18 protein-coding genes are annotated in these 21,122 nt (G+C 47.1%); 11 read left to right on the forward strand and 7 right to left on the reverse strand.

The window, feature by feature from the left end:
* Positions 1–53: 53 nt before the first annotated feature.
* The 3 genes from J0M30_06835 to J0M30_06845 all read right to left on the reverse strand — a co-directional run bounded on the left by J0M30_06835 (position 54) and on the right by J0M30_06845 (position 7,417).
* The gene (locus tag J0M30_06835) at positions 54–4,610 is read right to left on the reverse strand and encodes a lamin tail domain-containing protein (GenBank protein MBN8667206.1); all 4,557 of its coding nucleotides are present in this window, start codon (positions 4,608–4,610) and stop codon (positions 54–56) included.
* Positions 4,611–4,740: 130 nt separating this feature from the next.
* Positions 4,741–6,435 carry a single-stranded-DNA-specific exonuclease RecJ gene (recJ, locus tag J0M30_06840; protein MBN8667207.1) on the reverse strand — a complete coding sequence of 565 codons (1,695 nt, stop codon included), beginning with the start codon at positions 6,433–6,435 and terminating at the stop codon, positions 4,741–4,743.
* 16 nt (positions 6,436–6,451) lie between these two features.
* Entirely contained in the window at positions 6,452–7,417 is a 966-nt protein-coding gene (locus tag J0M30_06845; GenBank protein MBN8667208.1) for a polyprenyl synthetase family protein, read from the reverse strand.
* Between the two features lie 202 nt (positions 7,418–7,619).
* Between J0M30_06845 and J0M30_06850 the strand changes: the two genes are divergently transcribed.
* The 8 genes from J0M30_06850 (at position 7,620) to J0M30_06885 (ending at position 14,748) form a co-directional block, all read left to right on the forward strand.
* Entirely contained in the window at positions 7,620–9,332 is a 1,713-nt protein-coding gene (locus J0M30_06850; protein MBN8667209.1) for an OmpA family protein, read from the forward strand.
* A gap of 99 nt (positions 9,333–9,431) precedes the next feature.
* Positions 9,432–10,250, forward strand: coding sequence for an outer membrane protein assembly factor BamD (gene bamD / locus J0M30_06855; GenBank protein MBN8667210.1), 819 nt, complete (start codon positions 9,432–9,434; stop codon positions 10,248–10,250).
* Positions 10,225–10,566, forward strand: coding sequence for a DNA-directed RNA polymerase subunit omega (locus J0M30_06860; GenBank protein ID MBN8667211.1), 342 nt, complete (start codon positions 10,225–10,227; stop codon positions 10,564–10,566). The genes bamD and J0M30_06860 overlap by 26 nt, the downstream gene beginning before the upstream one ends.
* Positions 10,567–10,685: 119 nt before the next feature.
* Positions 10,686–11,879, forward strand: a complete 1,194-nt coding sequence (gene coaBC, locus J0M30_06865) for a bifunctional phosphopantothenoylcysteine decarboxylase/phosphopantothenate--cysteine ligase CoaBC (protein ID MBN8667212.1) — start codon at positions 10,686–10,688, stop codon at positions 11,877–11,879.
* Positions 11,872–12,783 carry a DUF4835 family protein gene (locus J0M30_06870; GenBank protein MBN8667213.1) on the forward strand — a complete coding sequence of 304 codons (912 nt, stop codon included), beginning with the start codon at positions 11,872–11,874 and terminating at the stop codon, positions 12,781–12,783. The genes coaBC and J0M30_06870 overlap by 8 nt, the downstream gene beginning before the upstream one ends.
* Positions 12,780–13,247, forward strand: coding sequence for a DUF4296 domain-containing protein (locus tag J0M30_06875; protein ID MBN8667214.1), 468 nt, complete (start codon positions 12,780–12,782; stop codon positions 13,245–13,247). The genes J0M30_06870 and J0M30_06875 overlap by 4 nt, the downstream gene beginning before the upstream one ends.
* A gap of 48 nt (positions 13,248–13,295) precedes the next feature.
* On the forward strand, positions 13,296–14,003 hold the full coding sequence (locus tag J0M30_06880) for a CoA transferase subunit A (protein MBN8667215.1): 708 nt from the start codon (positions 13,296–13,298) through the stop codon (positions 14,001–14,003).
* A gap of 85 nt (positions 14,004–14,088) precedes the next feature.
* Positions 14,089–14,748: a CoA transferase subunit B gene (locus J0M30_06885; GenBank protein MBN8667216.1), complete on the forward strand. Its 660-nt coding sequence runs from the start codon at positions 14,089–14,091 to the stop codon at positions 14,746–14,748.
* Between the two features lie 13 nt (positions 14,749–14,761).
* Here J0M30_06885 and J0M30_06890 read toward each other — a convergent pair whose 3' ends face one another.
* From J0M30_06890 to J0M30_06900, 3 genes are read right to left on the reverse strand one after another with little or no spacing between them, the layout of a single operon-like run.
* A complete protein-coding gene (locus J0M30_06890) occupies positions 14,762–15,412 on the reverse strand; it encodes a response regulator transcription factor (GenBank protein ID MBN8667217.1) in 651 nt (216 codons plus the stop codon).
* A gap of 37 nt (positions 15,413–15,449) precedes the next feature.
* Positions 15,450–16,277, reverse strand: coding sequence for a two-component sensor histidine kinase (locus J0M30_06895; GenBank protein MBN8667218.1), 828 nt, complete (start codon positions 16,275–16,277; stop codon positions 15,450–15,452).
* A gap of 19 nt (positions 16,278–16,296) precedes the next feature.
* Complete coding sequence (locus J0M30_06900; GenBank protein MBN8667219.1) at positions 16,297–16,971, reverse strand: hypothetical protein; 675 nt, start codon at positions 16,969–16,971, stop codon at positions 16,297–16,299.
* Positions 16,972–17,626: 655 nt separating this feature from the next.
* Here J0M30_06900 and J0M30_06905 point away from each other — a divergent pair.
* Complete coding sequence (locus J0M30_06905; protein ID MBN8667220.1) at positions 17,627–18,283, forward strand: response regulator transcription factor; 657 nt, start codon at positions 17,627–17,629, stop codon at positions 18,281–18,283.
* Positions 18,284–18,301: 18 nt separating this feature from the next.
* Here J0M30_06905 and J0M30_06910 read toward each other — a convergent pair whose 3' ends face one another.
* Positions 18,302–18,967, reverse strand: coding sequence for a response regulator transcription factor (locus tag J0M30_06910; protein ID MBN8667221.1), 666 nt, complete (start codon positions 18,965–18,967; stop codon positions 18,302–18,304).
* Positions 18,968–19,233: 266 nt separating this feature from the next.
* On the opposite strand from J0M30_06910, the gene J0M30_06915 reads away from it, so the two are divergent.
* Both J0M30_06915 and J0M30_06920 read left to right on the forward strand, forming a co-directional pair.
* Positions 19,234–19,773 (forward strand): hypothetical protein, encoded by a 540-nt coding sequence (locus tag J0M30_06915; protein ID MBN8667222.1) that lies wholly within the window; start codon positions 19,234–19,236, stop codon positions 19,771–19,773.
* Positions 19,774–20,389: 616 nt separating this feature from the next.
* Positions 20,390–21,061 (forward strand): response regulator transcription factor, encoded by a 672-nt coding sequence (locus tag J0M30_06920; protein ID MBN8667223.1) that lies wholly within the window; start codon positions 20,390–20,392, stop codon positions 21,059–21,061.
* Positions 21,062–21,122 lie beyond the last annotated feature (61 nt).

Here is a 21,122-nt window from a genome sequence, read left to right on the forward strand (position 1 = left end):
CAAACAATAATTAGTAATTAATAATCAACAAATTAGAAGGTTTTTGCTCCTTATTACCGAAGCTTCAAACCTCTTAAAACCACGCGCTCCGGCCCTTGGATCACCTCGATAAAGTAGAGACCGGCATGGTAGTTCTGGCCGATAAACACCTGGGTGGTTCCGGCAGGTACCTGACGCAGTTCCACGAGGCGGCCAAAAATATCACGTACACGGATCACAATCGGATCGGTCGGGTTATTTGACTGTATGTTCAACCGGAACTGGTTCACAGTCGGGTTGGGTGCCAAACTTACTTTCAGGAGATAATCAGGTACACCGTTCTCTGAACAGCTTCCTAATACCGCACCTTGCCCGATCCAGAAAGGAACAAGAGCCGGGAATACTTCAAGTGTATTGGCCACACCAGTTGGCTTATAGCAGATGATCACTTTGTCACCTCTTTTTCCTCCTCTCACATTTTTCACCTGGATCATTAAACTATCCATGGCCTGGCAACCATTGGCATCGGTGATGGTCACTTTGTATTGGGTATTGGTGGTTGGGCTCACCTGGATGCTGGCATTGGTACTTCCGGTTGACCAGCTATACCCATACGGAGCTGTACCACCGGCTGCGGTTGCATTCAAGGTGGCAGTTGACGCCGGTGCATATCCGATATACACGGTATTGGCCATTGTACCTGCGGGCAATACATACACATCGGGAATCAACACAGATGGCGCTTCATTTACAGTTACCGTTGTTTGGCAGGTAACGCTGTTACCCCAGCTATCGGTGGCGGTCCAATTGATCACACTTACACCGATATTGAAGAGGCCGCTGGCATCATTCGCATTTCCACTTCTTTCGGTGGCACCTGTAATGGTATAGGTATAGATCAATTCGGTATCGCAATCGTCGTTGGCTACAAAGGCTGGTACCGTATACGTGTCTGTTCCATTGGCACAGAACTGAACGGTTGCGGTACATGAACCAACCGTTGGTGCGGTGGTATTGCGGAAAATATAGCGTGAAAAAGCAGGGTAGTGGTCTGTAGTGGTAGAACCATAATTGGTAACCAGGCCAGCCACATCGCTCAACAAGGCGGCAGAATTGGGAATATAATAGGGAAGCAGGTCATTCGACACCACCACATGATCGATCACATCATTATAGCTCACAGTCGATTTTTTACCTGCCAGGCTCAATGGTTTAGTAATGGCCTCAAAATTCACCACATCATCGGTAAAGGAGTTCCAGGATGTAGTGGTGAACCCGGCGGTAATGGACTGATCCAGGTCATCATTGAAATCACCCAGGATGATGATCGGGTCTTCAGGATAAAGCTGGGTCAGGGTTTGATACAAGGTGTCTGCACCCCGCTTGCGACGCTCATAGGACGTAGCCGTAGGTGAGGTATTCGCTTTCGCGTGTACCAGAATGAAACGCATCCGCTTGGTGATGCAATTCAAGGTTACATCGGCGGTCATCATATAGGGGAAACGTCCACTGGCCCAATAGTTATAAGCCGGATTGGAAATATCAGCCGCGGAATTGATTCCCTGTGTCAGCAACGGTTCGGTAGTGATATTGCTAAACACACTGGTCTTGTACACAAAGGCTTCTTTCTGTGCTTCCGACAATGGTCCCGGGTTGGGGGCATTTGGATTGGTATGCGAACCATAATCGCAAACCACATAGGCATATCCGGGCATTTGGGCAACCACCTGCGCCAGTCGGTTCTCATCCACCACTTCCACTAAGCCATACACATCAGCACCGATATTCTGCAGGATGGTTTGTACATTTTGTTGCTGCTGGTTCTCATTGGTGGGACCATTGGCCGTACTGCCAAACCATTCAATATTCCAGTTCACCACTTCAAGCGTGGTGGCCGGATCGATGCTCGTGCCTTTCAACCCAATGCTGTCGAGCAGACCCGAAGTGGAGATATGGATCAACCCGGTAAAATCCTCGTTGTTCTGACCGGGAGCAAATCGAACATAAACGGTTATTACTTCATCATTGGCCTCTGCCTGAGTGTAGGTAAGCGAAGAGGAGAAACTGTTCGCATCCTTCGACAGAAGGAAATCACCCGTAACATCCAGTGTCACATCACCTGTAAGGTCGTTGCCAATGAAGGTGATCGCTTTTTCGGCGGTTTGACCAGCCGGAACAAAAGGATACAACACATCACGGTTACCCAGGGTCAGACTTGGTGGTGGAGGTGTGGGTGAATTCAACAGGGAAAGATCATCCAATGTCCAGCGTGCACCATCATCATCGGTAGAGGTGTACACAAAAGCAATATGGACATTCGCTTGTTTGTAAGCGGTCAGGTTGATATTTTCAGAAAGTGTCCACACATTCGAAGCTTGTGCGGGGAACTTGCCATTGAGGTCGGTCCAGGTAGCCAGGGCAGGATCGCCACCGGTATAATCGGTGGACACCTTTAACAGTAGCGGTTTACCATTGAAGGCAGCACGGCTCCAGAAGGACAACAGCGGATAGGTGGTTCCCGTCAGGTCAAAAGCGGGAGAGATCAACCAATCCACATTGGGTACATTGGTTCCTCCTGAGAAACCATTGATCTGAACGCCATTCGCGAGAGAACCGGTATTGTTATTTGGATCACGGCCAAAAGTGGTACAGGCCCAGGTGATGGCACCGGTGACGCTGTATTGAGTAAACCCATCGGATAAATTGCTGGTACAGGTATTGAAATCAGCAGCAAAAAAGGTAGTACCGGTTGTAAAGGTCCAGTCATTGCCACTTGTTCCACTATATGGGTTAGAGGAAAGATCAATTAAGGCACCATTGCTTATCTCCACCTGAATGGTGGTATTCACGGGCAGATTTACCAATGGGAAGGTGACCGTGTTTCCATTGACAGAAACAGAAGCGCTTGTGACATCGAGGCTGGTTATTACACTATTATCCCCGGCGTTACGCAGTGTAATAGTGCCCGTTCCTTTTTGTACAGGTTCATTAAAGCTAATGCTGGCGGCTCCATTGGTAGAAACATTTGTACTGCCATTGGCAGGCGAATAGGTGGTTACCGCGGGGGCAGTAAGATCAACCGGGTTGGCTTCGATGGTAACATCATCAATGGCCAGGCCATCGTCTGCACCAGAGGCATTGAAATCGTTCCAGCGAATATGGAAAGTGGCACCATCAGGAATGGCGATACCATTGATCGTAACAGATACCAGGCTGCGGTTGGCGGCCAGGTTGCCATCCAGGGCGCCTGCGGTTCCGGCTTGAGTGGGGGAGATGAAATCCAATCCATCTACATCGATCCAGGTACCGGTTCCCAGGTTGGTGGCATCAAGGCTGTATTGGAAATCGAGCCGGTCAGCCCTTCCTGCTGTTCCCAGTCTCCATTGTTCACCGGTGAATGTAATACCGAGACGGGTAATGGTGGTTCCGGTATTATTGATGATACCGGCTCCGACAGAAGGAATAACACTTCCGGATTGCAATCCGCCAAAAGCTCTTTCATTGCTGCCACTGGCACCAAAGCTATAGGTATTACCTGCATTGGAAGAACCCGTGCCTACTCCATAGGTCGTGTTGGCACCGCTTCCTGTTTCAAGGAATAACCAACCATTCGGTACAGTAGAACCTGTGGTGGCTACGCCTTCCAGGGTATTGAAATCTTGTGTATAGGGAGCCAGGGTCAGAAATATCGGTGTGGGAGGAGGTACTTCATCATCGGCAATACTGATCGTGGCTGTGGAAGTTCCCAGTATATAGGGGGCAGTTACCGTTTGCAGAGTGATCTGAACCGTTTCAGAAGGGTCAAAATTAGCATCATCCAATACATTGATCACAAGAGGGAAACTGGTTGCACCTTCGGGAATGGTCACCGTTCCGGCCTGTGGATCTGTATAGTCAAGACCGGCACTTGCAGAACCTGATAGTGTATAGGTTACCGTTATGCCTCCTGTCGGTGCAGCAGCACTCAGCGAAATGGTAAAGGATCCGTTTGTGGCAGGTTCGGCTCCATTGGCGCTGATCGCTACCGAGGCGGTTTCGGAAGCTGTGCCTCCTCCGGTGGAGATGTTGGAAGGAGAGGGAAGTGCTGTCGCAAAATCGGTATTGTTGTTCTGTGTATCATTTCCGATCGGATTGCGTTGCACCGCATTGGTATTGGAAGGAGCAGGCGTTGGGCCACCACCTTCAAAGCAGTTGGCAGTGGTGCCAAACCCCACGAGGTCGATATAGGTTCCCGCTGCCGGACAACCGGAAAGCAAGGTGGTATTGTTCACCAGGGCTACCTTACCCGCTGTTCCACTCATGGCAATGGTGCCAATCACATCGGGTGTGGGAAGGTCAAGTGTGCCCCCCGCTCCCTGTGCTTCCTGGATCAGATAATATCCATTGGCAGGAATGGTTCCGGTCAGATCTGTCTTTTGCCAGGTCGTACCTGTAGCAGAAGCATATTGAATGGACCAACCCGTCAAAGAAACAGGAGAGGAACTGTTATTGTATAATTCAATGAAATCATTCTTATAAGTGGCACCGCTGTTGCCACCACCGCCGTACACTTCATTGATGACAACTTGTGCATTGGCAGTAAAATAAAATAAAAAGAAAAGGACGAAGGATAAGAGGTAATTCTTTCTCATGAGCGTTTGTTTGTGGTCGCCCAAAAGTAGTTTTATTCACTATGTAGCCGGGGGGCAACAGGTGAATTATTTATTAACAAATAATGCCCCGGTATCGGAAAACTACGATAGTCCCAAAATTGGAATATGATTATGAAGGACGTATGTCGATCATTCGTAATTGTAAACTTTTCTGACCATTCCATTCATTCTCATCGATCTTGAAAACGATATCCACCGGCTTGCTGCCTTGCAACAAAGGATATTTTGAGGCCATGCCAAATCCGATACCGGTGAGGGTAATGTCCTGGTGTTTAAGAACAAAGCGAAGATGTTCTTCCTTTACGATTTTGGAATAGCCGGTGTCCCTGACCTGTTTCACAAGAAACTGAGGCATGAGGTTCTCTGGCCCAAAAGGCTCCATTTGTCGAAGAATATTGAAAAAGTTCCAGTTGATATCTGCAAATCCGATCTCTGCATCGATCTCGATCTCAGGAATGAGTAATTCGGGGTCAATGGTAGCTGAAACCACCGATTCAAATTTTTCGCGAAACAGATCCACCTGTTCCGGATCGAGGGTCATTCCAGCTGCAGCAAAATGGCCACCATATCCCAGCAGATGTTCGCGACAGGCATGAATGGCTTCATACAGGTTAAATCCAGGCACACTTCGTGCGCTACCCGCAACATAATCTCCCGAACGGGTCAGTACGACGGTAGGGCGATAATAATGTTCGATCAATCGCGACGCCACAATTCCTACCACCCCTTTATGCCAATGAGGTTGAAAAACGACAGTGGACCGGCGATCGACCCAATGTTCATGACTTCGGATCAGTTCAAGTGCTTCTTGTGTTATGGATTTATCCGCTTCCTTTCGGTCTGTATTGTCACTGTGTAATTTCTCAGCAAAGCCCAACGACTCTTCATAGCTTGGGGCGATGAACATCTCCACGGCTTTTCGTGCATCATCCATTCGTCCGGCTGCATTTACCCGCGGCGCGATCATGAAAACGAGGTTATGGATATGAAGAGGTGGTTTGAGTCCGCTTAAAAAGGAAAGCGCCTTTATTCCATTGTTAGGCGTTTCATTGGCTTTTTTCAAACCATGGAAAGCAAGTATGCGGTTTTCTCCGGTGATGGGAACAATATCCGCCGCGATGGCCGTGGCTACCAGATCAAGGTCTTCCCGCAACCATTCACCGGGCAGGGCCAGTCGTTCCACCAGTGCACTCATCAGTTTGAAACCAACGCCACAACCACATAGTTCTTTATAGGGATAGGGGCAATCTTTTTGTTTGGCATTGAGGATCGCGATGGCAGGGGGGAGCTCTTCATCCGGCAAATGGTGGTCGCATACAATAAAATCCATGCCTAACGAAGAAGCATAACCGATCAGGTCAACGGATTTGATGCCACAGTCTACGGAGATGATCAGGTCAAATGCATTTTCTTTGGCAAAATCAATCCCGGCCTTGCTCACTCCATAGCCTTCGCGATAGCGATGTGGAATATAGAAATCGAGATTGGGATGAAATTTTTGGAAGAAACGAAAGAGAACGCTCACCGCGGTGGTTCCATCCACGTCGTAGTCACCAAAGAGCAGGATCTTTTCCTGTTTTTCAATGGCCTGCTGAATACGGCTAACAGCCTTCTCCATATCCTTCATGAGCCAGGGAGAGGGAAGGTTTGCGAGATCGGGGCGGAAAAAAGATTTTGCTTCCTCATAGGTCCCGATCCCTCTTTGCTCCAATATGGCACAGAGGGCAGTATGTATGCCCAAAGCCTCTTTCAATGCTTCAGCACGGGCAGGGTCACCCTTTTTCAATGTCCACCGCTTTTCCATTCAGGCGATTTTGAATTTAATAGCTACGGTTGGTTACATAATGTACAAGATCGGCCAGTCCTTTTCGAAATGGCGATTCAGGGAAGGAGTGGAGGATTTCGAGGGCTTCGGCGCGAAATTGTTCCATTTTCTTTTCCGCGTAGGCGATCCCTCCGTTCTGGGCAACCAGTTCGGTCACCCTTTTTACAGATTTACTGTCTTTGTTTTTGTGTTTGATTGTATGGATGATCTCTTTGCGCGTAGATGCGTCACAATTGTTCAGCGTGTAAATAACGGGCAGGGTCAGCTTTTTTTCCTTGATATCGTTACCGGTTGGCTTACCGATACGGGCACTGGCGGAATAATCAAACAGGTCATCTTTGATCTGAAAGGCCATCCCCACTTTTTCGCCAAATAAGCGCATCTTTTCGGCTATTTCCTTGTCCTGGCTGGTTGACCAGGCTCCCGCAGCACAGGCCGAGGCAAGTAAAGAGGCAGTTTTATTGCGGATAATCTCGAAATAAATATCCTCTTTCAGGTTCAGTGTGCGTGCTTTTTCGAGTTGCAAAAGCTCTCCTTCACTCATTTTTCGCACGGCATCGGACAAAATATGGAGGATTTCATGGTCATTATGATCAAGTGAAAGCAGGAGTCCTTTGGCCAAAAGGTAATCTCCGACCAGGACTGAAGCTTTATTTTTCCACAATGCGTAGACAGAAAAAAATCCACGACGCTCCAGGGAGTCATCAACCACGTCGTCATGCACCAGGGTAGCGGTATGGAGGATTTCAACCAGGGAAGCGGCCCGGTAAGTGGCGTCTGTAACCTCCCCATGGATCTTCGCCGAGAAGAATACGAACATGGGCCTCAACTGTTTACCCTTTCTCCGCACGATATAACGCATGATCCGGTCGAGCATGGGGGCATTGCTTTTCACGGCATCTTTGAAGGTGGTTTCAAAGACCTTTAGCTCGGTTTCGATCAATTCAACGGGTAAATGCATGGCTAAAACCAAGCAAGATACGTATCACTTGAAAAAAAATGGTGGTGAAAGCAGCAAATTTGAACGTTTTTTTGGCTTAATAAACGGTGAAACAATTCGTTGCACTTAATAAATAAATAATTTAAAAATTTGACATTTAACCGTCAAGTTATATTTTTGCGCTTAATTAGGACATTGTAATTCAAAATTTTAACCCATTCTTATGGCAAGCAAAAAGTACTCTTTCCTGGTAGGTTTATGCTTACTGGTTATTGGCAGTAATGCGCAGGTAGGCATTAATGCCATCAAGGATTCTTCGGTGATACCCACCAAAAGAATGCCCCAACATACTGAGTTCCTGAACGGAACATATAACTTCCCCGCCAAACCCCGCAATCAGTGGGAGATTGGTATCAAGGGTGGAATGTTCGCGATCAGTGGTGATGTACCCGCCGTTGTACCAACGCTCGGCCTGGGTGCGCATGTGAGAAAAGCGTTTGGATATGTATTTTCCATGCGCCTGGAATATATGTACGGAACCGGTAAAGGATTGAGCTGGTTGCAAGCTAACAACTACGCCCGTAACCCGGCCTGGAGCACTAATTATGTAGCTCCTTTGGAAGGTCTTCATCCGGCGACCAACCAACCCGCGTTCTTCAATTCCACTACTGGTGGTCTGATGGCTCCCGGCGATGCACTGGATCCTGTTTTCTACAACTACAAGACCAAAGTACATGACCTCTCTCTTCAAGGGGTTGTTACATTGAACAACATCCGTTTCCATAAATCTAAAACAGGTATCAACCTGTACGGATTCGGAGGTGTGGGTGCTACAATCTATGAAGCACGTGTTAACGCATTGAACGGAAACGCCCCTTATGATTTCTCTTCTGCACTTTCAACTGCCAACGTGTACAAGAACAGAAAGGAAACCCGCAAAGAACTGCGGAATAATATCCTCGATGATTCTTACGAAACATTGGCCGATAACCAAGGTACAAGACGTCCTAAGCTGTTTGGCAAAACCCTGAAGCCCACCGGTACCATTGGTATGGGTGTTGCTTTCAAGCTGAGCAATCGTGTTAACCTGGCTATTGAAGATCGCCACACATTTACCAAAGATGACCTGTTGGATGGTCAGCGTTGGCAGGAGCAGGACCTGGGTAACCCCAGCCTGACCCGCGATTTCGATTCTTACAACTTTGCCAGTGTTGGTCTGAATATCAATCTGGGTGCTAAATCTATTGAGCCACTTTGGTGGGTAAACCCGCTGGATTATGCTTACCAGGAGATCCGCAAACCTCAGATGATGATCCTTCCCAAACCTGTACTGCCTGACGAAGATGGTGATGGTGTTACCGATCAGTTCGACCAGGAGCAAACTCCTGCCGGTTGCCCGGTTGACTCTCACGGTGTAAGCCGCGATACAGATGGTGACGGTATTCCTGACTGTAAGGATAAAGAACTGGTTACCCCAACCCTGTGGCAGCCTGTTGATGCAGATGGCGTAGGTACACCAAAATGTCCCGATTCCACTTGCTTCGAAAACTATATGCTGACTAAAAAAGGTGATTGCGAAAACGCCCTCGGTGCACTGCCAAGCATTTCATTTGCTTCCAACAGCGCCCGCCTGAGCGATGACGCCACCCGCTTGCTCGCTATCGTAGCCGATCGCCTGCGTACCAACTCTGATTGTAAAGTGGTTGTTACCGGTTATTGCGCCAGCAACAAACGTGAGCAGCAAAGAAGCTGGGAGCGTGTAAACGCTATCATCACTTACCTGGTTGAGAAAGAAGGTATCCGCGCCGATCGTATGATCTTCCAATATGCACAGGAAGGTGGCGATTGCGATACAGTAGATATCCGCTCCGCTGGTCAAGGTGAAGAAGGTCCGAACACAGTTCCGGCCCCGCACCCCAACCTCCGCCGAGGATAAGCCTAATCGCTTATTTATCATAACATTAACGCGGCCTTTTTGGCCGCGTTTCTTTTTACCTGAATATTTGCCAGAATCAATTAACTTTGCCCGCCTTTTATGAGATCATTTTTGGCCATCATATTGCTCGCTTTAACGATCACCGGTTGCAAGGGGATCAATAAAGTGCTTAAAAACCCCGACCCGGAATACAAACTGCGGGTGGCAGAGAAGTATTACGTACAAAAGAAGTACACTTTTGCCCAGATGCTTTTTGAAGATGTGCTCCCCATCTATAACGGCCGGCCAGAATTTGAAGATATCTATTACAAATTCGCCTATTGCGCTTATTATCAGAATGATTTCCTGAGCGCAGATTATAATTTCAAGAAGTTTCTCGAGATATTCCCCAATAGCAAAAGGGCGGAAGAGATCGATTATATGCGGGCGTATTGTTTCTATCGCCAATCTCCCAAGGTTGGACTGGATCAGACCAATACCCAGCGGACGATCGGTATGATGCAGACCTTTATCAATACCCATCCCAATAGCCCCAAGAATGTGGAGGCCACCGGAATCATTGATATCTGCCGGAAAAAACTGGAGGAAAAGGACTTTAACAGCGCGGAACTTTACTACAATATCGGGCAGTTCCATGCCGCCGCCGTAGCCTTTACCACCCTGATCGAAGACTATCCCGAATCCCTTCGTACCGATGAGTATAAGTTGTTGGTCATCAAGTCTTATTTCAGGTATGCCGAACTGAGTATCGAAGAAAAGAAAAGAGAGCGGTTTGAAAAGGTAATTGATGAAGTAAATGACTTTACAGACAGGTTTCCTGACAGTAAGCTTTTGAAGGAAGCCGAACGTTATATATCTTTATCCCAGCAAAACATCAAAAATTTATCCATTCATGAGCAAACTAAGACGCCAGCTTAGCTTAGGCATTACGAACAACGTGGAAACCCGGAGCCTCGACGATCTTCGTCAGAAGACGGGTAACCTTTATGAGTCGATCGCTGTGGTAGCCAAGCGGGCCAACCAGATCAATATTTCGCTCAAGGAGGAATTGCATAACAAACTCGAGGAGTTTGCCAGCCATACCGATAGCCTCGAGGAGATCCACGAAAACAAAGAACAGATCGAAATCTCCCGTGCCTACGAGCGTATGCCCAACCCGGCCCTGCTCGCTACACAGGAATTCATGGAAGACAAAGTGTACTTCCGGAAGAACGAAGACGATCTGTTTAGTTAATTGCAATAGGTACAAACCCTTTTTTTCGAAGTCCGGGGTCCGGGGTCAGAAGTCAGGCATTACCCTTTCTTCGGACCTCAGACCTCGGACTTCGGACGTAATAAACTTCTGGTGACAATATGAACCTCTCTGGAAAAAAGATCCTCCTGGGCATTACCGGTTCCATCGCCGCCTATAAAGCGATCTATCTGGTGCGGTTACTGGTGAAAGCCGGTGCTGAAGTTAAAGTGGTCATGACCCCCGCCGCCCGTGATTTTGTTTCTCCGCTCACCCTGTCCACCCTTTCACATCACCCCGTACATATTGACCTCTTTCAGGAAAATGAATGGGCCAATCATGTCCAATTGGGTCGCTGGGCAGATGTAATGGTGATCGCTCCTTTAAGTGTGAATACGCTTTCCAAAATGGCCCAGGGCCAATGCGATAACCTTTTACTCGCCACCTGGCTCTCTGCCACCTGCCCGGTTGTACTGGCCCCCGCCATGGATGAGGATATGTGGCACCATCCGTTTACCCAACAAAATCTGCAAAAACTTATTTCCATAGGCCATAAGGTCATTCCGGTTGAAAAAGGGGAACTGGCCAGCGGACTGGTTGGTGAAGGGCGAATGGCCGAACCGGAAACCATCTTCTCCTTTATTCAGGAGCATTTTTTTTTCCGGGAAGAATTAAAAGGCCGCAAGGCCATCGTAACCGCCGGGCCCACCTATGAATCGCTCGACCCCGTACGTTTTATTGGCAATCATTCCTCTGGTAAAATGGGCGTGGAGATCGCCAAAGCCCTTTATGCCCGTGGCGCCGCTGTCACCCTCGTATTAGGCCCCTCGGCCCAACCCAACCCATCAGGAATCGAAACGATCCGCGTACATTCTGCCCAACAAATGTTTGAGGCCGTCAGCGACCGGTTCGATCAGACCGATATTGCTGTTATGTCCGCTGCAGTGGCCGATTATACCCCGGTGAATACCGCAGCGGAGAAAATAAAAAAAACCGGTGACCGTTTAGTATTGGAACTACAGAAAACACCCGATATCCTGCGAACCATGGGCGAACGAAAAAAGAACCAGGTGCTGATCGGGTTTGCCCTCGAAACCACTAACGAAAGAGAATATGCCCTGGAAAAACTCAGGTCAAAAAATGCCGATATGATCGTGCTGAATTCTTTGCGTGATGAAGGGGCCGGATTTGGAAAGGATACCAATAAGGTGACCTTGTTTGATAAAAGTGGTAAAGAGTTTGATCTTGCCTTGCAGTCCAAACAACAGGTTGCCCATCAAATTGTCGATACACTTATAAGCATTTATTATGCGTAAAATAATCTTCCTCTTTTTTTTGATCACTGCACTTCAGGCACAAAGCCAGGAGATCAGGGCCAAGGTAACGGTCCTGTCCAACCGGATCAGTACCCAGGTGGATAAGAAGATATTTACAACGCTGCAAGGGGCACTTACCAATTTTATCAACAGCCGGAAATGGACAACGGATAATTTTCAGGCACAGGAGCGGATCGAGTGTAGTTTTCTGATCAATCTCGATAAAGTGCTTTCGCCAAACGTTTACAGCGCCTCGTTGACCATACAGGCGGCCAGGCCGGTCTATAAGACCACTTATATTTCGCCATTGGTCAATTTTCAGGATGACAATTTTGCCTTTAAATACCAGGAATTTCAACCGGTGGAATTCAATGAGAACCGTGTGCAGGGTACAGATCCTTATGTATCAAATCTGACAGCCGTACTGGCTTATTGGATCAATATCATTCTGGGGATGGATTATGATTCTTTCTCTCCGCGGGGAGGAGAAATCTATTTTCAAAAAGCACAGAATATTGTCAACAACGCGCCTGAATCCGGCGATATCTCCGGCTGGAAGAATTATGAAAGTCTCCGCAACCGGTATTGGCTCGCGGAGAACCTCAACAATAACCGGTTTGCCCTGATCCACGATGCACTCTATACGTATTTTCGCACCGGGCTCGATATGTTTTACGATCAGGAAGAAGAAGGACGTACCGGGGTCTTGAATTCCCTGAACTACCTTCAAACTGTTCAGTCAGAGAACCCGGGTTCCATGATCCTGCAGTTCTTTTTCCAGGGCAGGAGTACCGAACTGATCCGGATCTTTTCAAAAGCTGATCAGGAATCAAAGGACCGGGCCAAAGCCCTGCTCGTTAAATTGGATGCTGCCAATAACCAGGCCTATAAGGAACTCAAATGAAGCCTCTTTTTTTATTATTCATAACGATACTGACCGGATTAGGCGCTTGTGTGAATAAAGACAAGCTACCGGATGATATTCTTTCACAAGAGAAGATGAAACTGGTGCTATGGGACCTGGCCCGATCGGATCAGTTTGTCACGGATTTTGTCAGCAAGGATTCTAACCTGAACAAAAAACAGGAAAGCCTCAGACTATATGAAGAGGTTTTTGCCCTTCACCAGATAAAGCGTGAGGAATTCAGGAAAAGCCTGGATTATTACCGAATGCACCCCGACCTGCTCAGAGTGGTGATGGATTCGCTGAATACCATGGCCAGACGCAAGGAGCAGGAGGCCTATAAAATAGAAGAAGATACAACCACCAAACCTGCCACCTCACCAGTTCCGGACAGTACCCGGTTTCGCACCAAATCCATTCGAAAGAAACTCGACAGCCTGAGTTTACCCATTCAGCCACAATAGGCCCTTTATTTGCCCGAATCCGGATAAATTTGCACAAACGATTGTTGTATGAATAAAACAGTGTCGGGTGCGGCCGAAGCCATTCGCGATATCCCCGATGGCGCGGTGATCATGCTGGGCGGTTTTGGGCTTTGTGGCATCCCTGAAAATTGCATCGGGGCCCTTGTACAAAAAGGGGTAAAGGAATTGACCTGTATCTCCAACAATGCCGGTGTGGATGATTTTGGTATCGGGCTCATGCTGCGTACCCGGCAGGTGAAAAAGATGATCTCTTCGTATGTGGGGGAGAATGCAGAGTTTGAACGCCAGTTGCTCAGTGGAGAACTCGAGGTGGAACTCATTCCGCAAGGCACACTGGCTACCCGTTGTCTCGCCGCTGGTTATGGCATGCCTGCCGTATTCACTCCTGCCGGTGCAGGGACGGAAGTTGCCGCAGGGAAAGAGACAAGAGTGTTTAACGGAAAAGAATACCTGCTTGAATACGCTTTTGAGGCCGATTTCGCGCTCGTTAAGGCCTGGAAAGGAGATACCCATGGTAATCTGATCTTTCATGAAACAGCCCGAAATTTCAACCCTTTAATGGCCATGGCCGGAAAGATCACAATTGCCGAAGTGGAAGAACTCGTCCCGGCCGGCCAACTCGACCCTGATCAGATCCATACCCCCGGAATTTATGTACAACGCATTTTCCAGGGAACCCAATACGAAAAAAGGATCGAACAGCGAACGATACGTAAGCAGGAAGCCAAGAGCTAATAGCCAATAGCTTCTCACGCCTCACGCCTCACGTCTCCCGTCTCACGAATCACTATTCACTATTCACCATTTACCATTCACGACCATGCCCCTCACCAAAGAACAAATCGCCCAACGCATTGCCCGCGAACTCCGGAATGGATATTATGTCAATCTGGGAATTGGTATCCCCACCCTGGTAGCGAATTATATTCCTGCCGGAGTGGAAGTTGTCCTGCAAAGTGAAAATGGATTATTGGGTATGGGCCCTTTTCCATTTGAAGGTGCGGAGGACCCTGACCTGATCAATGCGGGCAAGCAGACCATAACCACCGTTCCGGGTTCCAGCTTTTTTGACTCGGCCATGAGCTTTGGAATGATCCGGGCAGGTAAAGTAGATCTGACCGTGTTGGGTGCGATGGAAGTGAGCGACCAGGGGGATATAGCCAACTGGAAGATCCCTGGCAAGATGGTAAAGGGGATGGGTGGGGCCATGGACCTGGTAGCCAGTGCCCGCAACATCATCGTGGCCATGATGCATACCAATCCAAAAGGAGAATCCAAACTTCTACCTCAATGTCAATTGCCATTGACCGGCGTAAAATGTGTGCGAAAAGTCGTCAGCGACCTGGCGGTGCTTGATATCACCCCGGATGGTTTTCGGTTACTGGAAAGGGCGCCGGGTGTATCTGTAGAAGAAATAAAGTCGAAGACTGCCGGACGTTTGATTATAGAAGGGGAAATTCCCGAGATGACCTTCAGCTAAAAGCTATTTGCTTTTAGTCCACCAGATTATTCTTCACTGCAAAGAAAACCAATCCCGCGGTATTCTTGCTTCCAAAGCGTTCCATCAGCCGGTCTTTGATGGCCTCTACGGTACGCGGACTGATCTCCATTTTCTGGGCAATTTCCTGGGCGGTGAATTCCATACAGATAAAACGCAGTACATCCCGTTCCTTATCACTCAGGGTGATTTCATTATTGAGGGAGGGGATGACCTTATTGCGGGAATGGGAGCGTTTGAGCAGGATGCGGTTAACGAAATTATTCAGGTAGTATCCTTTCTCATGAACATCCATGATGGCTTTTCGGATCTCCTGGGGTTCCGCGTTCTTGAGCAGATATCCATTGGCGCCATTCTCCATCATGTGGTACACAAAGCGCTCGTCTTCGTACATGGTGAGAATGATGATGCGGATATGGGGGTATTGCTTGGAAACTATTTTGGTGGTTTCGATCCCATCTTTCCCCGGCATTCGGAGGTCCATCAGGATTACATCTGGTTCAGATTCTTTCAGACCGGCCAGGAGGTCATCGCCGTGCTCTGCTTCCTGGACAAACCGGATATTTGTGTAGGGTCGCAGGGACAGGACCACTCCCTTTCGGAAGATCTTATGATCGTCTACAATGGCAACTTTGATGACATTCATTAGGAACAGTAAGTAAGCAAAAATAGGATTTTCCGGCTTACTGGTAAGGATCATCGCGAGGAACTTCGATGGTCACCTTATAATAGGTCTGGGAAATGTCTTTTTCAAAGTGGATATCCCCATGTAGTACCCGGAGACGGCTGCTGATATTCTTTAATCCCAACCCGATATTGCTCTTATTCAGCTTCTCAAAGTCGGTTTGAACCAGTCCCCGTCCGTCGTGATGGATACGGAGGTAGAACTTGTCACCATGTATATTTTGGGTAAGGTGGATAAAACTCGAGCTTGAGTGTTTAAGGATATTGTTCACCAGTTCCTGTACGATACGGAAGATGATGAGTTCTTTATCTCCTTTGAGCCGTTCGCGATAATCATGGAACCGGCTGCTGGCATTGATGGCCCCGGAGCCGCTGATCTTTTGGAAAAGGTCGTTGATGGCGGATTCCAATCCAAAATTCTTAAGGGTAGGGGGCATCAGGCTATGGCTGATATTTCGGATCAGCTGAATGGTTTCATCAATGATCTGCCGGGCCTGGAAAATGGATTGCAGCTGACTGGCCTTATCCTGGTTCACCAGGTTTTCATTGAGGTATAAGCGGGCTGTGGCGAGGAGCGGACCGGCATCATCGTGCAGATCGGCGGCCAGGCGTTGGCGTTCTTCCTCTTGCATGCGTATGGAGGCACTCAGCATCATCTTTTGCTGATCGATCTCCATCTGCTGTAATTTCTGCTGGTATTTCAACACCCTACGCTGGTGCTGGATGATAAAGAAGACCAGGCCGATCACCAGGATCAATATCCCCAGGGTACCAAAAAGCACAATTTTGGATACACTGATATTGTTGGGGGCTTGGAGAAAAAACATGTGGTGGTGGCTTATAGGGTTATTCCAGGTCTAGGAATGGGATGTCTTTTTCTTTCCTCCCACTGCTTTTTTTGATTTGTTTTATTAATAGGAGCATGCTTATGCTTAGAAATATATTCTTCAATACATACAGCGTAAGCGGGATACCCTCCAGTTTCTGCATTTCCAGATAGTATTCCGTGTACACCAGGTAAAACAGAAAAGTGCCGCAAATAAAGATGATCAAACCAATGATTCCCCAAAACTTGTGGTCATAGTAGATCACCTTGTCAGTCTCCATTTGGAACTTTTCGTAAAAAACAAGTAACGCTAAAACAATCAGAATTATTGACTTGACACTGTTTATTATAGGGTCTAATTCGGTTATTACGAAGGCAGATAAGTAAATTATGAAGAATAGGACGAACGCAATTCCCGCAAATAGCACGATTTTCCGGAAAAGGGATCCATTAAAGGAAAAGTAGAAGATCGTTGAAAAGGCCAGGAATTCGCCAAAATAATTGACCGCGTCGAAATACTTATTTACATGGTGGGGGAAGGCGAGGTAATACCCAAAAATCAGCAAAGCATACACGGAAGCACCCGCTACCGCTTTGGCATAGTTTACATTCTTGGTAAGGGAAAGGTGATAGAGAAAGATCGCAAGCGGAATAAAACTCGATAGGTTAGCTATTAAAACAAAATTTTCTATCATTGGAATTGGTTGTTCATAATTCCAAAAATAGAAAATTTTAGCTAGTATGTCAATCTAGACTTAGATGACGAACAAAAACAGAATGTGTAATACCCGGATCATGTTCTTTTAGTTTTAGTTTTAGAGCCTATTTTTCACTGCTAAAGTCCACATATCCCTACCCAAATTCAACCGGGTCCCGGGCACTATCCCCGGTGCAATCGGGTAGAATGTAGTCCTGGCAATGGTTTCAGGCCGTTTTAGGGGTTAACTTTTAGTAGTAATATCAGGTAATAGTCCCACTGATTTTGCGTAAATTTACTATCGTAAAAGTCATAAAAAAACCTTGAAATTTTACGATCTCAAGGCGCTTATCAACAGCTGTGGATAATAAGAGGGGTTGGTGTTCAATGAATCAGGATCAAAAGTAGCCAATCGGGCTTTACGGAACAATAGAAGAACTGCTCGATTTGGGAGGGAAATTCTTATTTCGGGCATCGTAGATTCCCTGGAATACCTTCGGAAAACTACGAGCAAGTTCTGGCGGCAAAAATTCGGTCTTTTTGCCCCTCTTTTAGGTAAATGCCTGATATACACGATTATATTATCAGGAAAATACGTTACTTTCGTCGGGCTCGTTTAAAAACCCATTCGATTCACAGGAAACCAGTTATCCATGACTACCGATCAAATAAAGGTGGCAATCGCCGATGACCACAAGATCTTCCGGGATGGCATACGCATGGCACTTAAAGAAAGGGATTATCTCAAGATCCTTTGGGAGGCCGAAGATGGTAAGGACCTCATGCACAAACTCAAGATCAAAGAACCCGATGTTTTATTAATGGATATCCGGATGCCTGAAGTAGATGGCATCAACGCGATCTCTTTTATTCGCAAAGAATATGAAAGTCTGAAGATCATTGTCCTCACCATGTATGATGACCAGGAGATGATCACGCGGATGATGGAAATGGGGGCTAATGCCTATCTCACCAAAACCACCGACCCGGATGAGATCTATCAGGCGATACTTACCTGTGTGAATGATGATTTCTATTTCAACGATCTTGTAAACAAAGCGGTATTACTCAAACTCCAACATAAGAAGAAGGTCAGACAGTTCTATCCCAATCCGGTAAAATTCTCCGAGAAAGAACTCAAGATCCTTAAACTCATTGCCGAGGATAAAACCACAGAAGAAATTTCCAGAGAAGTATTCTTAAGTCCGCGCACCATTGAAACCATTCGGCAAAACATGAAGCAAAAGGCTGGCGCCAAAACCATCGCTGGTCTGGTCATGTATGCGATGCGGAATCGATTACTGGAATAAAAGAAATTATTTTCAGGGTTATAGCGGAACAATCCCCTGCCTTACGGCATACATGGCCATTCCTACCCGGCTTCGCACTCCCAGTTTATTGAATAAGTGATCGCGGATCGTATCCACCGTCCGGATATTCAAATTGATCTCTGAAGCGATCTCTTTGTAGGTTTTATCCGTGCAAGCCAACCGCAGAAAATCCATTTCCTGATCGGTCAGTTGTACCCTTTCCAGGTTCATTTCTCCTTCGTCATTCTTACGGATCAGGTTGACCAGCTTTCCGGTTATTTGTTTGGAATAATAGAAGCCGGTGTCTACAACAGACTGAATCGCAAAAAGCAATTCGGAATGATGAATATCCTTTTTTAAGATACCCGCTACACCTGTATTCATCAGGCGCACCATGGTCATATCCGAATCATACATGGTCAAAATGAGCACGGCCACCTTTGGATATTCCTTTCGCAACCAGTTGGAAGTCTCCATTCCGTTCATCCGGGGCATTCCCAGATCCATTATTACGATATCCGGCACTACTCCCTGTTGCATCTGTTCGATAAGGTCCATACCATCGGAAGCCTGGATCACTACTTTACAATTGTCGAAATCATTGATCGATTTGGCAAGGGAAGACCGTAATAGCATATGGTCATCCACCAGGGCGAGATGGATCGGTTTGGTCGGAGCTGTCATGACAGTCATTTTGATGCCAAAACTAAAGGGAGGTGGATTGGGATACCTATTGTTTTCAACGGAAAATCATCCGTTTTTTCTTCGTTTAAATTCCGCTTATTTAACGGTTGATCCCGGTGTTAATCACGGAAGACTATGCCTGTGTTTTTGACGGTTCAATATCCTTACAAACGACCTTTGTATTGTCAGCGAAGCCTGCCGGCAGCGGGTTGATCCGGGCACACCGAAAACCGGGATTTTGAAGAGAGTAGGACCAAATGACAGGTATGAAGCGAAGAATGATCCAACTAATGTTGTGTGGACTGGGAGTGTTATCCATTTCCCCCACACATGCGCAGAAAGGCCTCGATAACTGGACCGAGGAGTATATCAAAGCCAATGTGGCGATTACCGCCATCCGCGCGAGACCCGTTTCCGAGTTTACGTATGTAAGTGAGATTGTCTTGCGCGACTTTGGCAATTCCCGGGCCAGGCCACAGGGGTTTGGAATGAAAGGCATTGTTTATGCCGACAATGGCCGGGGCACCGACCTGGTTGCCGGGGACGGGGTATATTCCTCGACCACGGTATTAAAATACCGGGCGGGGCAACCCCGGGAGAAGGAAAGAAACACCGTTTTTACGGATGAAGGGTTTCTGCATTCCGACCAGTTGGCGTTTGGACAGGAAGCTTCTAAGATCAAGATCAAGTGCAAATTCAAGAAATGTGGATGCCCCTGCCCCGGTGGGGGTACCTGCCCGGCCTGCCAGTGGTTTAACTGGTCGTGCTGGGAAGTGACCGAATGCGAACTGGAACTTGACTTTTAGTGCTTATATCAGCAGTAGGTTAGTAGAATGAAAAAGCCCACGCTTGGGACGTGGGCTTTTTCTTCAAGAGACTATTTTCTTGGAATCGTCAGTATAAGGATAGGTTGTGGTCGTTCAAAGGACAGGTTCTTTCGCAGGGTTGGATTAAAAAACGGGTAAAATGGTAACTAGCTCTATTCAACGACTAAAACTAAAAGAAAAGAAAAAGAGAAAGTTGACTGATATTGGATTTTGCTCGCCGGTTTTTCAAGGGAATTGGAATGACTTTCTGGACGGTATAGGACATTGGACGGTTCGGAGTAGTAGACGATGCCTCCTTGTCAATCAACTTTCTGATACAAAAATATATCCACATAGGGATGTGGACAAGAGCATTATTGACCGATTTTATTCATTCGGTATTTACGGTTCTTATCGTAAAAGCCTTGTATGAAGCACTGGTAATACTTCGCTGCGGAATCGGAACTTTACGCGTGGGGCGGAGGAGAGTATTTTCCGCAACAGGAAAATAAGGTATTACTACGATGGTTTTTTATTTGGGATTTTTACAATTTGCATAGTCTTTTAACGTTATTGTTGGTATAAAATCCGTTGTTTACTACTAATTAATATCCAAATGAAGAACATTGACGCTAATACCATTATTAAAGTAGCGATCGCCGACGACCATGCCCTGTTCCGTACCGGTGTGAAAACCTCCCTTAGTAGCAGGAAAGATATCCAGATGGTTGCGGAAGCCGAGAATGGGATGCAACTGCTCAACCTCCTCAAGCACATCAAACCCGATGTGGTCCTGCTTGACATTCAAATGCCTATCATGGATGGGTTGACCACCCTCCCCGAGATCAAGAAGCTTTACCCTGACCTTAAAGTGATCATGCTTTCGATGCATAATGATCATTCCATGATCAGTCGCATGATGGAAATAGGGGCAAACTCTTACCTCACCAAAGAATCAGGCGCTGAAATGATCTATGAAGCCGTTAAAGGGGTTTATGAAAATGAATTCTTCTTTAATGACCTTACCAATAAAGCCCTCCTGAACGGACTCCGCAGCAAAACACATGGAGACAGTATCCGTCCCCAGGATGTACAATTGAATGATAAGGAGATCACCATTTTGAAACTCATGTGCGAAGAAAAAAGCACCAAAGAGATCGCCGATATCGTGGACCTCAGCCCTCGTACCGTAGAGGCCATCCGCGATAAACTCAAGACAAAAACCGGAACCACTTCCATTGCCGGTCTGGTAATGTATGCGGTCAAAGCCGGTCTCGTCGAACAATAAGCCACACACAGCCTGAGCGTGATAAATAAAAATGCCCTGCCAAAGCGGGGCATTTTTTAGT

It is taken from the genome of Chitinophagales bacterium (genome assembly GCA_017303415.1).
GTDB lineage: Bacteria > Bacteroidota > Bacteroidia > Chitinophagales > Chitinophagaceae > SpSt-398.

What these genes read in the sequence shown, in the direction of transcription:
- J0M30_06835 (MBN8667206.1), bottom strand. Translation starts at nt 4,610, where the DNA reads ATGAGAAAGAATTACCTCTTATCCTTCGTCCTTTTCTTTTTATTTTAT.
- recJ (MBN8667207.1), bottom strand. Translation starts at nt 6,435, where the DNA reads ATGGAAAAGCGGTGGACATTGAAAAAGGGTGACCCTGCCCGTGCTGAA.
- J0M30_06845 (MBN8667208.1), bottom strand. Translation starts at nt 7,417, where the DNA reads ATGCATTTACCCGTTGAATTGATCGAAACCGAGCTAAAGGTCTTTGAA.
- J0M30_06850 (MBN8667209.1), top strand. Translation starts at nt 7,620, where the DNA reads ATGGCAAGCAAAAAGTACTCTTTCCTGGTAGGTTTATGCTTACTGGTT.
- bamD (MBN8667210.1), top strand. Translation starts at nt 9,432, where the DNA reads ATGAGATCATTTTTGGCCATCATATTGCTCGCTTTAACGATCACCGGT.
- J0M30_06860 (MBN8667211.1), top strand. Translation starts at nt 10,225, where the DNA reads ATGAGCAAACTAAGACGCCAGCTTAGCTTAGGCATTACGAACAACGTG.
- coaBC (MBN8667212.1), top strand. Translation starts at nt 10,686, where the DNA reads ATGAACCTCTCTGGAAAAAAGATCCTCCTGGGCATTACCGGTTCCATC.
- J0M30_06870 (MBN8667213.1), top strand. Translation starts at nt 11,872, where the DNA reads ATGCGTAAAATAATCTTCCTCTTTTTTTTGATCACTGCACTTCAGGCA.
- J0M30_06875 (MBN8667214.1), top strand. Translation starts at nt 12,780, where the DNA reads ATGAAGCCTCTTTTTTTATTATTCATAACGATACTGACCGGATTAGGC.
- J0M30_06880 (MBN8667215.1), top strand. Translation starts at nt 13,296, where the DNA reads ATGAATAAAACAGTGTCGGGTGCGGCCGAAGCCATTCGCGATATCCCC.
- J0M30_06885 (MBN8667216.1), top strand. Translation starts at nt 14,089, where the DNA reads ATGCCCCTCACCAAAGAACAAATCGCCCAACGCATTGCCCGCGAACTC.
- J0M30_06890 (MBN8667217.1), bottom strand. Translation starts at nt 15,412, where the DNA reads ATGAATGTCATCAAAGTTGCCATTGTAGACGATCATAAGATCTTCCGA.
- J0M30_06895 (MBN8667218.1), bottom strand. Translation starts at nt 16,277, where the DNA reads ATGTTTTTTCTCCAAGCCCCCAACAATATCAGTGTATCCAAAATTGTG.
- J0M30_06900 (MBN8667219.1), bottom strand. Translation starts at nt 16,971, where the DNA reads ATGATAGAAAATTTTGTTTTAATAGCTAACCTATCGAGTTTTATTCCG.
- J0M30_06905 (MBN8667220.1), top strand. Translation starts at nt 17,627, where the DNA reads ATGACTACCGATCAAATAAAGGTGGCAATCGCCGATGACCACAAGATC.
- J0M30_06910 (MBN8667221.1), bottom strand. Translation starts at nt 18,967, where the DNA reads ATGACAGCTCCGACCAAACCGATCCATCTCGCCCTGGTGGATGACCAT.
- J0M30_06915 (MBN8667222.1), top strand. Translation starts at nt 19,234, where the DNA reads ATGAAGCGAAGAATGATCCAACTAATGTTGTGTGGACTGGGAGTGTTA.
- J0M30_06920 (MBN8667223.1), top strand. Translation starts at nt 20,390, where the DNA reads ATGAAGAACATTGACGCTAATACCATTATTAAAGTAGCGATCGCCGAC.